A 14501-nucleotide genomic window follows, 5' to 3' on the forward strand; every position below is an offset into this window, starting at 1 on the left:
AATGCGCCCTTGCTCAACTCGCCGCTCTCTCCGGCGGCGTCGCCTCTCTGACGACAGCTTCCTCGCCCCGCACCCAGGACGCCAGGGTCATCTGCCCGAGCGACGCTTCCATCGCCGCCGTCACGCCCTTGGCGATGGCGTCCACAGACTTATCCGAATAAAGTGAAGCAGGCAGACTGTGCTCCGGCGAACGCAACACGTGCATCAATTCCGCCAGAGTAATGCGGTCCAGAGGACGGGCGGGAATCAATGAATCCGCTTCGTCCCCCATAATGGCCAATACGCCTTTCTTCAACAGTTTATCGATGATGCGCTGAATCGTCTCGGGCCCCACCGATAAGGTGTCCTCCAGGTCAGAGATGCTCTCGCCGCCGCCCTGCTGATCGAACTTCTTCGCCACTTTGTAAACCAGCGCCAGCCCAGTACGCTCATCAATCACCGCACAAGGACGCACCCTGCGCTGCCGGGTGATCTGATGGGAATGCTGGGCGTAGAACGCCACCGACGCCCCCATCAACAGGATCAGCCAGGAGATGTACAGCCAGATCAGAACCAGGATGCCCACCGCAAATCCTGAGTAGATCGCTTCATAGTTGGACGTGCCGACCACAAACTTGGCGAACACATAGCCCGTCGTCTGCCAGGCGATCCCAGCGCCTAACCCGCCAATAAACGCATATCGGGTGCGCACTTTGGTATTGGGGATAAAGCGATACATAAAGGTGAACAGCGCCACGATAATGACATAGGGCGCCATACGGGTGGCGAGAGAGAACAGCCGTCCAAAAGGTTCAATGCTCAAAACGGTTTGCGCCACGTCCGTACCCACCAACGTCGCCGTGGCGCCCATGGCGGAAAACGCCAGCAATGGACCGACGACGATGACGCTGAGGTAAGAACTGAAGCGCTGCGCCAGAGAGCGAATCTGCGACACTCGCCAGATTTCGTTAAAGGAGCGCTCCACTTTCTGCACCAGAGAGATGACCGTATAAATCAACAAACCCAGGCCCACCGATCCCAACACGCCGACTTTGACGTTGTCGACGAACGCGAGCACGTTCTGCACCAGTTCCGGCCCTTTTTCCCCGAACGCCTGGAAAACATTCTCCAGCAGCGGCTCCAGCTGATTATGGACGCCAAATCCTTTCAATACAGAAAAGCTCAGCGCCAACAACGGCACAATGGAGAGCAGGGTCGTATACACCAGCCCCATGGCGTGCAGCGTGATATGGCCGAATAACACATCGCGCACCACCGCAAACAAAACGCGCGCACTGTGCCACAACACTCGCATCATGCCGCCTGCGGCGCCGCCGGTTTCATTTTCCCAAAGCCAGCGATCCAATCGCGACACCCAGGTTTCTATCGTCGCTTTACTCATAGTTGTTCTCGTTTTGCGCCGAATTCAGACATATCAGGTTGTTCAAAAGCAGCCATCCTGTGTTGTTCTCTCCAAATTGCAGTCGCCGCCCCGCGCATGCCGACATGCAGGCGGCGCTCGCCATCGCATGGCGTACGTATGACATAAAAATGGACGTCTTGAAAGGCTTGATGGAAAAGCCCGGTAAAAACATTGTATATCAATGAACTGATTCGTATGTACGCCAAATGTCCTGCTTTCAATAGCGGGGTGTCAGCGACTTGATGGGACGAGGTCAGGTTGAAAGGCGCGGACGATAACTGGAAAGAAGCGCCATGATAATGAAGTAGTCCTCGCTGAACGTTCCTGTATATTCATTGAGAACAAGTTTCAAAGATGTCGATTACTCTGTCGGGAGTCTCAACATTTACAGGCTAAAACGTCTATTCACCCCAAATAGTCGCCACAACTTTTCTCACGCCGCCATGATTGCGGTGTTCGCAAAGATATACACCTTGCCATGTTCCGAGATTAAAACGTCCATCGGTGATCGGCAAACTAACGCTGCACCCCAACAGGCTGGATTTAAGATGAGCCGGCATATCATCGGAACCTTCATCAAGGTGACGATAATAGGGTTCATTTTCTGGCACTGCGTGATTGAAATAGCTTTCAAAATCCTGGCGAACGGTTGGGTCCGCATTTTCATTTATCGTCAATGACGCAGATGTATGCTTTATAAAGAGCTGCATCATCCCAACTCTGAACGTCTTGAGTTCCGGAAGCTCCCGCACTATTTCATCAGTAATCAAATGAAAGCCCCGTTGTCTGGGCTTCAAGCGTATTTCTTTCTGCAGCCACATATATCCGCCATCTCAACTCGAATTGCTTCAAATGGGAACTTTACCACAGGCCAACAGCGAACGCCTGAGGTTCCTTGAGCGTTACCGCATTGCGTTTTTACAAGCCCTGGTTCTCCCGCATATACGGTTTCTTCTATATCAGAAGCAGTCTTCAGCGGTATGCAGGTTGGATTCAGGTTCAAGATATTGGAGGGGAAACAAGCTTTCCGGTTTTCAACTTGGATAGATTAATCCAATTCGCCTTTTTCTACGTAAGCTGACGTCCGGTGTAAATGGCGTACTTCAACGCCTCTACATAAACTTGAAACATTGCTGAAGGCTTTTCCCAGCAATACAGTCCATTTAAATCATAGCGATTGTCTGCGTACTCCGCCCTTCGCCATCGACATAATCTTCCGATGCAGTGACGCGTCTAACCTAATGCTGCGTCTGGCTTTTTTCAGCATGAAAATAGAGAGAGCGCTCTAGTTTAAAACCGTCTGAATATGAAAATCAGAGTCTCGACGGCAACGCTTTACGACGAAAGAATGAGACAGTGGTCATGTACTTTTAATAATTTCGACGAAAGTTATTTGCGTCTTATTAACATTCGATAATAATATTTCTTATAATTTTCTGGAAATTTAAACTGTTAACGACTATAAAAACCAGAACGCCGTTGTTGCATTAACCAGAGGAGATAAGAATGAAAAAACTAAACGCTTATAATTCCGCTAAAGCTGAGCTCGAAGCACTGCAAAAAAGGATCGAGAGTCTGGAAAAAGACGAAGGTCTTAAGAAAGAGCTGGAGTTTAAAAAGAAGCTTGAAGATTTGATGGCCAAATACGACGTCAATCTGGACGATGTATTGAAGATGTACGGCAAAGAAAAGACTTCGCCGAAGCAAGACAAGCGTCGCGGCAGCCGTCCTTTAAAAGTGTATAAAAATCCCAAAACCGGTGAAGTTGTTGAAACCAGAGGCGGCAATCACAAGTTGCTGAACGAGTGGAAACAAAAGTTCGGCAAAGAGAAAGTTGAAAGCTGGCTGGTCGCATAATTAACGCCAGTTATATTGCCGGCCCTAAGCGTCGCGCAACAGCGTAATAACAATAAGGATGTAATATTTACCGCTAATCAGAATGATTGAAGTTGTCAGCCCGGAATGCGCTGGCGATTTCTGACGCCGCAACTTTTAAAAGTTGCGGCGCATCCTTCCAAAACAGCTTATCTACTTGCTATAAACGCACTTGCCTTTCTTCACGATGGGCGAATGCCGCTATATTATCTCCAGTTTTATCCACCAGTCGTTGTCTCGCTTCCCGACTGGCCCAGGCGCAATGCGGTGTAATGATTAGATTGGGAATATCCTGCGCCAATAATAAATTGCCATTAACCGGCGGCTCTTGCGTCAGCACATCAAACCCGGCGCCGCCAAGACGACCGTTACGCAATGCATCCGCCAGCGCCGCCTCGTCCACCAGTCCGCCGCGGGCCGTATTGATCAACAGGGCGTCTGACTTCATCAAAGCCAGCTCCGCAGCGCCAATCATATTGCGCGTATCTTCGGACAACAGGCAATGCAGGCTGAGCACATCCGCCTGAGACAACAGCGCCTCCATCGACAGATAATTCACGCCATCCCTGACGCCAGGCTCAGTTCCCGGACGGGCGCCGACTTTGACTTCCATGCCGAAGGCTTGCGCCACCGCGCCGGCGGCCCGCCCCAGGTCGCCGTATCCGACGACGCCAAACACTTTGCCGCTTAGCTCGCGAATAGGATAATCCATCAGACAAAACTGTCGGGCTCGCCCCCAGTCTCCCCGCTCCACTGCGGCGGTGTAGCGCAGCAGGTTATTCGACAGCGCCAGCACCATGGAGAAGACATGTTGAACAATGGTGGCGGTTCCATAATGAGCGACATTCCTGACGTCCACGCCATGTTTCTTCGCCGCCGCCATGTCTATGTTGTTCACGCCAGTGGCGGTGACGGCTATCAGCTTTAATTCAGGGCTGCCAACCATGTGCGCTTCATTCAAAACCACTTTGTTGACAATAACGATATCCTTGCCGGCAATGCGTTCAGCCACTTGTTCCGGGGTGGTCGCCGCGTAGCTGTCAAAGGCGGTCACATGTTCTTTTAATGAGTCCAGACTGACGTCCGCACCCAGACTTTCGGCATCCAATATCACAGCTTTCATGAAGATAAGTCTCCCCTTTCCGTATTCCGGCTCTACAGGATTCGATAACATCGGCTATAAATTGTAAGAACAATGACAACCATACCCATCGAGCGCGGGAACTTTTCAAAATCGTGAACTTTATACGCTCTTTTCGGGGGCTTATTCAATGCGCCCGCCAGCGCCGCCAGCATGGAGCGGCCTCCAGTCTTCTTCGCAGCGCAGCCATGTGCGGATTATTCCTGCTGTGCGCGCAGGCTTTCGCTTCGACGTATAACTCCATTCAGCTTACTTCCCGCCAGGAACGTCTGGAGGTCGCCCCTTATCTCTGGTGGGTGGCGGAAACCCATGGAGAAATTAAAATCCAGGATATTCTGGAGCGCAAAACCGCCCCGATGGGATGGCGGCAAAACAGCCGCTTCGATCCCAACTTTGGTCTCGACGTGTCGCCGCACTGGTTTCGCTTCAGCGTCACCAACGCCGGCGCCGAGCCCGTGGAGCGCTGGCTGGAAATCAGTTACCCGGTTTTGGACGACATCAAGGTCTATCTGACGGAAGAGGAAAAAATCGTCGAAGCCTATCACAGCGGCGACACACTCAATTTCAGCGAGCGTCCCGTGTTTCACCGCAACTTTATTTTCCCGTTCAAGTTCAAGCCGCACAGCAAGTCGACGATTTATATCCGCATCGCCACTCAGGGCGCGCTGGAATTACCGGCGGATCTCTGGTCCCCCACCGCCTTTGTGCAGGCAGACCAGTGGAAGCTCGCCGCCCAGTTCCTGTTCAGCGGCATCATGCTGGCCATGGCCGCTTACAATCTCGCCCTGGGATTCGTTATCCGCGATCTGACCTTTGTCCATTACGTGGGTTATGTGGTGTCCATCGCGATCGTGCAACTGGCGCTGCATGGCACGCCGTTTCAATTTATCTGGCCGCACTCACCGCAATGGAATCAGATCAGTCTGGTATTTTTCATAGGCTGTAGCGTCACCTTCGCCTCATTGTTCGGCTATCGATTTCTCAATCTCAATGTGCGCGGGGGAATCCTGCCCTACATTGGCATCAGTTGCGCCTTTTTCGGTCTGGTCTGCTGTGCGCTTGCGTTCTCCGCCAGTTACGCCACCGGCATCAAAATAGCCGTGCTGGCCACCGGGGCGGTGTCGATAACCTGGCTGGTCATCGGCCTTCTGCAATGGTCCCGCCGCGAGCCCACCGCCGCCTATTTCACCCTGGCCTGGGCTGTGTTCCTGTTTGGCAATATCGCCATTTCTCTGGAGAAAATCGGACTGATTCCGAACCTGACGATTATTGGCTTCATGCCACAGATTGGCGCCTGCCTGGAAGTGATGATTTTCTCTCTGGCTTTGGCGCAACGTATCAATATTGAGCGTCGCCGCCACATCTCCATGCGCGAGCTGGCGCTGCATCGCGAACGCAGCGCCCGGGAGGCGGAACAGTCGATGCTGATGGCGCAGCAGCAAGCCAACGACGAGCTGGAGCGCCGCGTCGCTATACGCACGGAAGAACTCAATGAGGCGATGAAAAAGCTGTCTGTCGCCCATGAACAGCTCAATGAAATCGCCACCTTCGATCAGCTCACCCAGCTAAAAAACAAGGCCAGTTTCGAGCGAGTGCTGATGCAGGAGTGGAGCCGCTGCTCGCGCTCCATCTCCGCGCTGTCACTGGTGTTTATAGATATCGATCGCTTCCAGAAGGTTAACCAGCAGTTCGGGCAGTTCGCCGCCGATACCTGCCTGCAGGTCCTGGCCAAGTTGATCAGTTCGATGGCGCGCCGCGCAGGAGACAGCATTTTCCGCTATGAGGGGGATTGTTACGTGCTGGTGCTGGCGCACTGTTCCGCCGAAGGAGCCCTGCAACTGGCGGAGCTGATTCGCTCACGTACGGAAGCCACCTTGATACAGGTGGACGACGCCCGCTTCAGCGTCACTATCAGTATCGGCCTGTCCAGCGACATTCCCAGCCAGGGCTGGGAGCCGCAGGACTTGATGGAGCGCGCCCGGGAAGCTTTGGCCGAAGCAAAAATGAACGGCGGCAACGGCGTCAGCTTCCGCATGTGACTAATGCAGGCGGATCAGCGCTCCTGTAGCGCCTGCAGCAACAGCTCGCCAACATCAATGCCGTTGGTGGCGTGAATCACGGTATTACAACTGACCGTCCGTTCGATAGGAGCCGCCTGAATTGCGTGATAAGCGTCGTCCGCGAACACGGCGTGCACGCCAATGCAGACAGGGCGATGCAGACCCGCCGCCACCAGTTCCGCAGCGGCTTCAATCATAGTACGCCCAGTGGAAATGATATCGTCCACCATCACCGGAGAATACTCCCGGTACTTCTCCGCATTCGTAGCGTCGATAATGACGTCTTTGTCGCCCAGGCGGGTTTTGCTGAACACCAGACGGTCGCATCCCGCCAGCTCCGCCACATGACTGACCCACTGATCGCTTTCGCTGTCCGGCCCGACGATGACCGGCTTGTCCAGATGGGTGCGAATCCAGTCCGCAATCGCCGGCGCCGCCGCCAGTGAGCGGGCGGGGATAGTATAAAGCTCATCCAGCGAGTGATAACGATGCAGATGAGGATCAATCGTCAGCAGACGATCAAAGTGAGCGGAAATCATGCGGGCGAAATAGCGTGACGTCACGCCCTCGCCGGGATGAAAGCGAATATCCTGACGCATATAAGGCAGGTAAGGCGCCACCAGGGTGATATGCTCCACGCCCAGATCCCTCAGGGTGGCGGCGAATAACAGAACCGGCAATATTTTCTGATCCGGGTTGGAAAGATCAGCGCACACAATCGCCTTTTTCGGTGTTTCACCCTCGATGCGAATATAGGTTTCGCCATCGGGAAACTGTCGCAATTGATAGTTACCGACGTCCATCCCGGGGGCGGCGGCGAGCCTCTCAGCCACCGGATGCCCCGGCGCCAGGTTGTAAAGCAACATTATAGACTTTCCTCTTCTATACGGATTTCATTGGGGTGATCGCGCAAAAAGTCCAGTGCGTACGCCAGTTCGCCAGGCGCTTCCGCATAGATGCTGAACAGCGGGTCTCCCACCCTCACCTTTTGCCCCAATTTAACATGGAAGTCCACACCCGCAGTCGGGTTTGAGGGCGCTCCCGCAAGTTTCGCCAACTTGGCCACGAAACGGTTATTTACGAAGGAGACCACCCCGACCCGTTCGGCGGTGGCTTCATAGCTGTGCGGCGCGAGCGCAGGCTCATGGAATCCCCCCTGCGCCTCACAGATAGCCATGAATTTGTTTAACGCCGCGCCGGACTCCAGCGTTTCCCTGGCGCGAGCGACGCCGGCGCCATGACTGGCGACGCCACCGATCTCCAGCAAACGCCCGGCCAGCGTCAACGCCCGTTCACGCAAATCAGCCGGCGCTTCCGCCTGATTACGCAGCACCGCCAATATGTCCCGCGCCTCCAGAGCCGGCCCAATGCCTCGCCCGACTGGCTGCGCGCCGTCAGTGAACATCGCTTCCACCTGAATGCCCAGCTTCTCACCGGTATAACGCATATGAGAGGCCAGACGCTCCGCATATTCCGGGCTGCGCACTTTGGCGGTCATACCGATAGGAATATCTATCAACACATGGGTGGAGCCCGCCGCCACTTTTTTGGAAATGACCGACGCCACCAGCTGCCCTTCGCTATCCAGATCCAACGCCCGCTCGATGCGAATCAGCACGTCGTCCGCCGGACTCAGACTCACCGATCCGCCCCAAGCGATGCAGCCGCCTTCCTGCTCCACCACTTTCTTCATTTGCGCCAGAGAAAGATTCACCGGAGCCATGGTTTCCATGGTGTCGGCGGTGCCCGCAGGCGACGTAATGGCGCGGGAAGATGTCTTCGGCATGCGCAGGCCGCAGGCGGTGACGATGGCGACCACAATAGGCGTGGTGCGGTTGCCCGGCAGACCGCCGACGCAATGCTTGTCCATGATAGGCGAGGTTCCCCAGTCAATGCGCTGCCCCACCTTCACCATGGCGCTGGTGAGCGCCGCGACTTCATCCTGATTCAAACGGCTGCCGGCGCAGGCAGTCACAAAAGCCGCCAGTTGCACGTCCGAATACAGTCCGCCGGCGATATCTCTCACCACCTCGTCAGCGCTTTCCTGAGTCAATGGCGCGCCATATAGTTTGCCGCGCACATGGCTCATCGAATCCACCGCTTTGGTGTGACTGAAATAAGCCACCTCACCGTCCTCCGCATCCAGCAGGCGCCACGCAGCGTCCGACAAACCCGCCTCCTGATGCGACAGCCAGCCGTCGGTGACCTGATTAACCGTCGCGATGATGCTGCGCTTGTTGGTCGTCACCCGCACCCGCGAGTGCGCATAGAAACCTTCCGACCGACATACGTGGCAATCCTGCCGCATATACACCACCGGCTCCTGGTGAGTATTAATGCCGATCCGCTTAAGAAACAAATAATTAAGTTCGCGTTGCTGCATAGTGTTTTCCGCAAATTGTTCGAACTTCGCCCCGACAGGTCCGCGTTGGCTACGCCGACTGATTCATCGTCGTTGGACTAAGATAATAACAGGCTACATCAGGGCGCATCTAAGACCAGTGTAATAAACACGAGTACGGCTTATCTGCGTTAAGTCAAAAACCCAAGCTCACTCCGCCATTACAGTAGACGGATCGCTTCTTTAATTCCTCTGGGAGTCTCACAATGCATCTGAAATTTCTCGGCGCAGCGGGTACGGTGACAGGATCTAAATATTTACTTAGCGAGGGCTCTGGGAAATTTTTGCTGGATTGCGGTCTGTATCAGGGGGTGAAAGCCCTGCGTGAGCGTAACTGGAAACCCTTTCCCGCCAAGGCGTCGGAAATCAAATCGGTGGTGCTCAGCCACGCCCATCTGGATCACAGCGGTTACATTCCCGCGTTAATGAAACACGGCTTTAAAGGCAAAGTCTTTTGCACTCCCGCCACCTACGCGCTGGCGAAAGTGCTGCTGCCTGATTCCGGTTTTCTGCAAGAAGAAGACGCCCGTTACGCCAACAAGCGCAAGTTTTCCAAACACAGTCCCGCATTGCCGCTATACACGGAGAAAGACGCCTGGGAAGCGCTGAAGCATTTTGAAACCGTGGACTTCCATGAGACGTTTTCTCCCATTCACGGCGTTACTGCGGAAATACATCGAGCCGGACATATTCTCGGCGCAGGCAGCGTACAACTGAGCGGCGGAAAAGGTTCTATCGTATTTTCCGGCGACCTGGGCCGACAGGAAGACCGCATCATGTATCCGCCGGAAACCATTGCGGCGGCGGACTATCTAGTGGTGGAGTCGACGTACGGCGACCGTCTGCATGAAAAAGTCGATGTGCGCGCGCAACTCAGCGAAGCGATCAACGCCACCGCGAAGCGCGGCGGCATCGTATTGATTCCCTCCTTCGCAGTTGGCCGCGCCCAGCACCTGCTTTACTTGATCCAACTACTCAAGGCCGACAACAGCATTCCCGATCTGCCCGTGTTCCTCAATAGCCCGATGGCCATCAGCGCCACCGAAATTTTCTGCCATTACCACAAAGAACACCGCCTCACTGCGGAGGACTGCGCCCTAATCGATCAAAATACGCACTTTATCCGCAGCGTAGAGGAATCGATAGAACTCAACCGCAAGAAGTTTCCCTGCATCATTGTGTCAGCCAGCGGCATGGCCAGCGGCGGTCGGGTGCTGCATCACCTCAAGACCCTGTTGCCCGACCATCGCAACACGATTGTGTTCGCCGGATTCCAGGCCCCGGGCACACGTGGAGACGCCCTTACTCATGGCGCGGAGAAAGTCAAAATTCATGGCGAATATTTCCCGGTGAAGGCGGAAGTGATCAATCTGGAAAGTCTGTCCGCGCATGCGGACTATGCGGAGATTCTGAGCTGGTTGAAAGGCTTCAAGCAGCCTCCCCGACACACCTATGTTACTCATGGCGAGAGCGTGGCGGCGGATGCGTTACGCTTACGCATCGCCGATGAACTGGGCTGGCGCGCCTCCGCCCCGGAATATCTGGATGAGGCGCAGCTGGAGATTTAGTCTTCAGCTACCCAGGCGTCGTTTTCCCCGTGCAGGCCCTCCGGCAGCGGCAGTAGTTTCGCCTCATCCGACGACACTACCGCGATAGCGACAACGTCATTGCTTTGCTCAGGGTGAAAACGACTCCAGTTATCCTGGGCCCTGGCGATGGCGATAATCTGCGACGGCGGCGTCTCGCGCGCATACTTGCGATTGAAGCTTTTCAGCGAATCGCAAAAGTAGCCGTTACAGATATCCGAACGCATTTCCCGTGGGAGACTGCAGCCTTTATTTGTGTGATTGATGCAAGAGCCGCGTATGGACTTGCCGGACAGTTTATCCAAGTAAAGCTGTAGCACATGGCGAGGCCGCAGTTCGGGGTTTTCCCGCATAAAACGTCGAATTACGCTGGCCGACAGATAGGCATGCTCACGCCCACTGGTGCAGCAGCCGCCTTTACACATGGTGCAAAGATGCATGTTCATATTGGCCAGGGTTTCAGAATGCTCTAAAGGCTTGTTGTTGGCTTTAGCGCGCGCGCGACTGGCGAGCTCGTCATCCGTATCCTTAAAACCGTGCATGCAGGCTTCGCTGATAATTTGCGTCAGAAAGTCGCGATACTGCCGGATACGGTGTTTCGGCAACGTGGCGAGACGGGTCGGCGCAGTGGGAATGGTGACTGGGGCTCCTTCGGGGTCCAAGCCTTCCGATTTGGCGAGTTGGTCGTAGAGCGCCTGATTCTGTTTCGCTTCCTCCGCGCTTTGCGTTTCTATCCGGCGTTGCTCAGCTTCCGCGATGATTTTTCTTTCCTGCATCCGCTGGCGGTGAAATTTCACTTGTGCGTCAAACAAGGCTGGCGGGGTGGCGGCTCGGCGCTCCGCCAGGCGACGACATTCCGGATTATCGCAAGTAAGTTCCGATGACGCCGCCGCGCCTATCACAACGCGCTGCACAGACAGACCGCAAATAAAGCAACTCTTAGCGCCATGGCTATTTACGACGCCATGACTATTTACGACGCCATGACTATTGGCGACTCCAAGTTTGTTGGCCACACCAGGCGTATTTGCAAACGCAGCGCTGGGCAATGAAGACACGAACCACCTCCTACCGTCACACCAGGCGAACGCTGCGCCGGCCATGACATGATTATTGTGAAAATCCTCTAACAGTTTCGCGTTCAAAAGCTGACGTCGCCGCCCGCCGCGTCGATGCAAAACTGCACATTTGCGAAAACGCCTGAACTACATCTATACGCGGCAAATTAATGAATATCCAGTCACGGGCACAGCATTAAATCCGCGTAAAGGTGCTTAATTTCTATATAGCGCCTGGGAGTACGCCCCCCTGGGCGACAGATTGATCCCAGTCATACAGGCAGACACGGCATAGGTTATGCTCAGAAAGACAGGGATCGATACATTGGAGTATGGAATATGACGCTCATGATATGCAGCGCGCGCCAACTATTGCGCGCACTGCTCAACTATCGCCAGGGAACGGATATTGCGCTGGAGCAAATAGACCCAGACGAAGGCGCGATCAATAACGCAATCGCCACGTCGCTAAAAAGTGGTCATGACCAACGTTGCGCTTACAGGTCCACCGACCCCACCGCCGATCTCATGTGCAAACGTAAACGACGCCCACCTCGGCTGCGGCTAAAAATCAGGCTGGTTCGGTTCAGTTTATGCACTGGCGTATCCCGCGCTGAGCAAGGCGTCAATGAGCTGTCCCGCGCCCAAAACACCCTCTCCGACTACCTCAGCGGGCTATAAAATGAAATGCAAACCCTGTCACAAAAAATTAATGGGAGCGTTTCCATGACAGGTTGGTGACAGCTTAGCTCTCTATATTCGGGAAGAAGCATCGCCCCTGCTTTTTTTCTGATCAAAAAACAGGCGAAAAAGCGAGTTCGTGTTTACAGAAATCTCGTTTTTTCTCAGGCGCTTATACGTTATGCTCGATAAAAATAACAGGAGCAGACCATGAAAGCAGTATCTTCAAAATCTTCCACTCCCTGCGTATTTCCGCACGTTGCAAACAAGCGTAACGGACAATACTCGCCACCGCGCGACTTACTCCTGTAATCCAGTTCAAATCTTACCTAGAATCTTAAGCACAGGAGGTAGACGCATATGCCCATATTTTTCAGGAATGTGAAAACGTTTTTACAAGCCGCCGCCCTTACGCTGGCGCTGGCTCCGACCGCTCATGCAGACGTGCAAAAGTTTCTCATCCCCGCCGGCGAAGGCGGCGGTTGGGACACCACCGCCAGAGAAACCGGCGCAGCGCTCACTAAAATGGGGCTCATCGGCGGCGCCAAGTATGTGAATTATTCCGGCGAAGGCGGCGGACGCGCATTAAACGCGCTGGCGACGTCCAAAGATTATAAGGACGCCCTGATGGTGCAGTCGCTGCCGCTGATTCTGCGCAGCCTGTCAGGCGTTTACGAACGCTCATTCCGGGACGTCACGCCCGTCGCCATGCTGATCGCTGAATATCAGGTCGTCGTGGTGAACAAAGACTCGCCCTACCAAAACATGAATGACCTGCTGGCGGCCATCAAAGAAATCGGCAAGCGCAAGCCTATCGTGGGCGGCTCCGCCAAAGGCAGCCTGGACCACATTACCGCGCTGGCGGTATTGGAAGCGGCCAACATGTCCTCTAAAAAGCTGCGTTACTCCGCCAGCGACGGCGGCGGCGACGCCATGCGTAAATTCTCCAACGGTTACGCCCTTGCGATGGTGACCGGTATGGGGGAAGTCGTAAAGCAGATCAAATCCGGCGAGCTGCGCGCACTGGGCGTCACCAGCGCCGAGCGTCTGGAAGGGTTTGATATCCCGACCATGAAAGAACAAGGCCTGGACGTCGTCCTCGCCAACTGGCGCGGCTTCTTCGTCGCTCCCGGCACCCCGGACAAAACCGTCGCCAAATATGCGGACATGCTCGCCGCGCTGGATAAGTCCCCAGACTGGAAAACCGTTAGACTGAAATACGGCTGGGAATCTCTATACATCCCGACACAGGACGCCAAGGGCTTCCTGGAAGAGCAAGAAGTCACCATCCGCAGACTGCTTAACAGCATCTAAGCGCAGACTTCCAGCACGAGCGTTCGACAGGGGCTCCGATTTGGCAGCCCCTTTTCATTTCTACTCCAAGTTTCCATTCACTGGCGCGTTACGCAGACCGCTCCCGGAAGACGCCATCATATGACGTCATTTTAATCCAACGTCCATCTGAACATTTTTTACACACACCATCCGTAACGCTTGCAAAGCCTGGCGCACAGGCTTCTTATTATTCTCAATTATTACTTTTTACTGTAACTTATTTTTAACATTCCACCACCACACAACCCGCAAAATGACTTAATTTCGTTAGTAATTCTGAAACACACAAGAAACATTTAGTTTGTATTCTAAGTATTAACTGTTTAGAATCCTCCACCCCATGAGAAACGAAATTACAGCTATGCACATTCCAGACAGGCGTCAGACAGAGGTAGTTCTGCGTACGCCCACCGCCGAAGACGGCCCTTCCGTTCACCAACTCATCTCACGCTGTCCGCCACTGGACGAAAATTCGGTTTACTGCAATCTGCTGCAATGCACGCATTGGGCGAATACTTGCGTCATTGCGGAAAGTGTTGATGAGAGTGGTAATAAAACCCCGGGGGGATTCATTTCTGGATACCTCCTGCCGGAAGACGCCAATACCCTGTTCATCTGGCAGGTGGCGGTTGATAGAACCATGCGCGGACAAGGAGTGGCGGGCAAAATGTTACGCGCCATTCTTGCGCGGGACGCCTGTCGCAACGTATCGCAACTGCAAACGACCATTAATCCCAGCAACCAGGCTTCCTGGAAACTGTTTGAAAAACTGGCCCAGGAGTTGGGCGCGGAGATGCAACGACGCACCCTGTTCGATGCATCGCAGTTTACGGACGATCACGAGGAAGAAGTTTTATTGACCATAGGCCCGTTCGACCCATCCTGTCTGCGCGATTGACGCAGACTTAAGCGATCCGGTCGCAGGACCTCTATCCGGAGCAAGGGAGTGCATCCGGATATAA

General features: G+C 54.3%; 12 protein-coding genes. 6 read left to right on the forward strand and 6 right to left on the reverse strand.

The window, feature by feature from the left end; genetic code table 11:
• Positions 1-13: 13 nt before the first annotated feature.
• Complete coding sequence (locus EUZ85_RS25525; protein ID WP_127972967.1) at positions 14-1381, reverse strand: YihY/virulence factor BrkB family protein; 1368 nt, start codon at positions 1379-1381, stop codon at positions 14-16.
• A 422-nt stretch (positions 1382-1803) separates the two neighbouring features.
• The gene (locus EUZ85_RS25530; protein ID WP_127972968.1) at positions 1804-2223 is read right to left on the reverse strand and encodes a secondary thiamine-phosphate synthase enzyme YjbQ; all 420 of its coding nucleotides are present in this window, start codon (positions 2221-2223) and stop codon (positions 1804-1806) included.
• A gap of 685 nt (positions 2224-2908) precedes the next feature.
• Here EUZ85_RS25530 and EUZ85_RS25535 point away from each other — a divergent pair.
• Positions 2909-3259 (forward strand): histone-like nucleoid-structuring protein, MvaT/MvaU family, encoded by a 351-nt coding sequence (locus EUZ85_RS25535; protein ID WP_127972969.1) that lies wholly within the window; start codon positions 2909-2911, stop codon positions 3257-3259.
• A 178-nt stretch (positions 3260-3437) separates the two neighbouring features.
• Here EUZ85_RS25535 and EUZ85_RS25540 read toward each other — a convergent pair whose 3' ends face one another.
• Positions 3438-4400 carry a D-2-hydroxyacid dehydrogenase gene (locus EUZ85_RS25540; protein WP_127972970.1) on the reverse strand — a complete coding sequence of 321 codons (963 nt, stop codon included), beginning with the start codon at positions 4398-4400 and terminating at the stop codon, positions 3438-3440.
• A gap of 206 nt (positions 4401-4606) precedes the next feature.
• Here EUZ85_RS25540 and EUZ85_RS25545 point away from each other — a divergent pair, with 206 nt between their 5' ends.
• A complete protein-coding gene (locus EUZ85_RS25545) occupies positions 4607-6457 on the forward strand; it encodes a 7TM diverse intracellular signaling domain-containing protein (protein ID WP_145965872.1) in 1851 nt (616 codons plus the stop codon).
• A gap of 14 nt (positions 6458-6471) precedes the next feature.
• On the opposite strand, the gene EUZ85_RS25550 is transcribed toward EUZ85_RS25545, so the two are convergent.
• Complete coding sequence (locus EUZ85_RS25550) at positions 6472-7344, reverse strand: ribose-phosphate pyrophosphokinase (RefSeq protein WP_127972972.1); 873 nt, start codon at positions 7342-7344, stop codon at positions 6472-6474.
• Positions 7344-8861 (reverse strand): thymidine phosphorylase family protein, encoded by a 1518-nt coding sequence (locus EUZ85_RS25555; protein WP_127972973.1) that lies wholly within the window; start codon positions 8859-8861, stop codon positions 7344-7346. Before EUZ85_RS25555 ends, EUZ85_RS25550 begins: the two co-directional genes overlap by 1 nt.
• A gap of 224 nt (positions 8862-9085) precedes the next feature.
• Here EUZ85_RS25555 and EUZ85_RS25560 point away from each other — a divergent pair, with 224 nt between their 5' ends.
• Positions 9086-10447, forward strand: a complete 1362-nt coding sequence (locus EUZ85_RS25560; protein WP_127972974.1) for an MBL fold metallo-hydrolase RNA specificity domain-containing protein — start codon at positions 9086-9088, stop codon at positions 10445-10447.
• Here EUZ85_RS25560 and EUZ85_RS25565 read toward each other — a convergent pair.
• On the reverse strand, positions 10444-11523 hold the full coding sequence (locus tag EUZ85_RS25565) for a hypothetical protein (RefSeq protein ID WP_127972975.1): 1080 nt from the start codon (positions 11521-11523) through the stop codon (positions 10444-10446). The two genes, EUZ85_RS25560 and EUZ85_RS25565, sit on opposite strands and share 4 nt — an antisense overlap.
• A 339-nt stretch (positions 11524-11862) precedes the next feature.
• Between EUZ85_RS25565 and EUZ85_RS25570 the strand changes: the two genes are divergently transcribed.
• The 3 genes from EUZ85_RS25570 (at position 11863) to ectA (ending at position 14437) form a co-directional block, all read left to right on the forward strand.
• Positions 11863-12204, forward strand: a complete 342-nt coding sequence (locus EUZ85_RS25570) for a hypothetical protein (protein ID WP_127972976.1) — start codon at positions 11863-11865, stop codon at positions 12202-12204.
• Between the two features lie 360 nt (positions 12205-12564).
• Positions 12565-13518 (forward strand): tripartite tricarboxylate transporter substrate binding protein, encoded by a 954-nt coding sequence (locus tag EUZ85_RS25575; RefSeq protein WP_127972977.1) that lies wholly within the window; start codon positions 12565-12567, stop codon positions 13516-13518.
• 382 nt (positions 13519-13900) lie between these two features.
• Complete coding sequence (gene ectA / locus EUZ85_RS25580; RefSeq protein WP_241566863.1) at positions 13901-14437, forward strand: diaminobutyrate acetyltransferase; 537 nt, start codon at positions 13901-13903, stop codon at positions 14435-14437.
• Positions 14438-14501: the final 64 nt, after the last annotated feature.

The sequence above is a fragment of the Hahella sp. KA22 genome (assembly GCF_004135205.1).
GTDB lineage: Bacteria > Pseudomonadota > Gammaproteobacteria > Pseudomonadales > Oleiphilaceae > Hahella.

What these genes read in the sequence shown, in the direction of transcription:
- EUZ85_RS25525 (WP_127972967.1), bottom strand. Translation starts at nt 1,381, where the DNA reads ATGAGTAAAGCGACGATAGAAACCTGGGTGTCGCGATTGGATCGCTGG.
- EUZ85_RS25530 (WP_127972968.1), bottom strand. Translation starts at nt 2,223, where the DNA reads ATGTGGCTGCAGAAAGAAATACGCTTGAAGCCCAGACAACGGGGCTTT.
- EUZ85_RS25535 (WP_127972969.1), top strand. Translation starts at nt 2,909, where the DNA reads ATGAAAAAACTAAACGCTTATAATTCCGCTAAAGCTGAGCTCGAAGCA.
- EUZ85_RS25540 (WP_127972970.1), bottom strand. Translation starts at nt 4,400, where the DNA reads ATGAAAGCTGTGATATTGGATGCCGAAAGTCTGGGTGCGGACGTCAGT.
- EUZ85_RS25545 (WP_145965872.1), top strand. Translation starts at nt 4,607, where the DNA reads ATGTGCGGATTATTCCTGCTGTGCGCGCAGGCTTTCGCTTCGACGTAT.
- EUZ85_RS25550 (WP_127972972.1), bottom strand. Translation starts at nt 7,344, where the DNA reads ATGTTGCTTTACAACCTGGCGCCGGGGCATCCGGTGGCTGAGAGGCTC.
- EUZ85_RS25555 (WP_127972973.1), bottom strand. Translation starts at nt 8,861, where the DNA reads ATGCAGCAACGCGAACTTAATTATTTGTTTCTTAAGCGGATCGGCATT.
- EUZ85_RS25560 (WP_127972974.1), top strand. Translation starts at nt 9,086, where the DNA reads ATGCATCTGAAATTTCTCGGCGCAGCGGGTACGGTGACAGGATCTAAA.
- EUZ85_RS25570 (WP_127972976.1), top strand. Translation starts at nt 11,863, where the DNA reads ATGACGCTCATGATATGCAGCGCGCGCCAACTATTGCGCGCACTGCTC.
- EUZ85_RS25575 (WP_127972977.1), top strand. Translation starts at nt 12,565, where the DNA reads ATGCCCATATTTTTCAGGAATGTGAAAACGTTTTTACAAGCCGCCGCC.
- ectA (WP_241566863.1), top strand. Translation starts at nt 13,901, where the DNA reads ATGCACATTCCAGACAGGCGTCAGACAGAGGTAGTTCTGCGTACGCCC.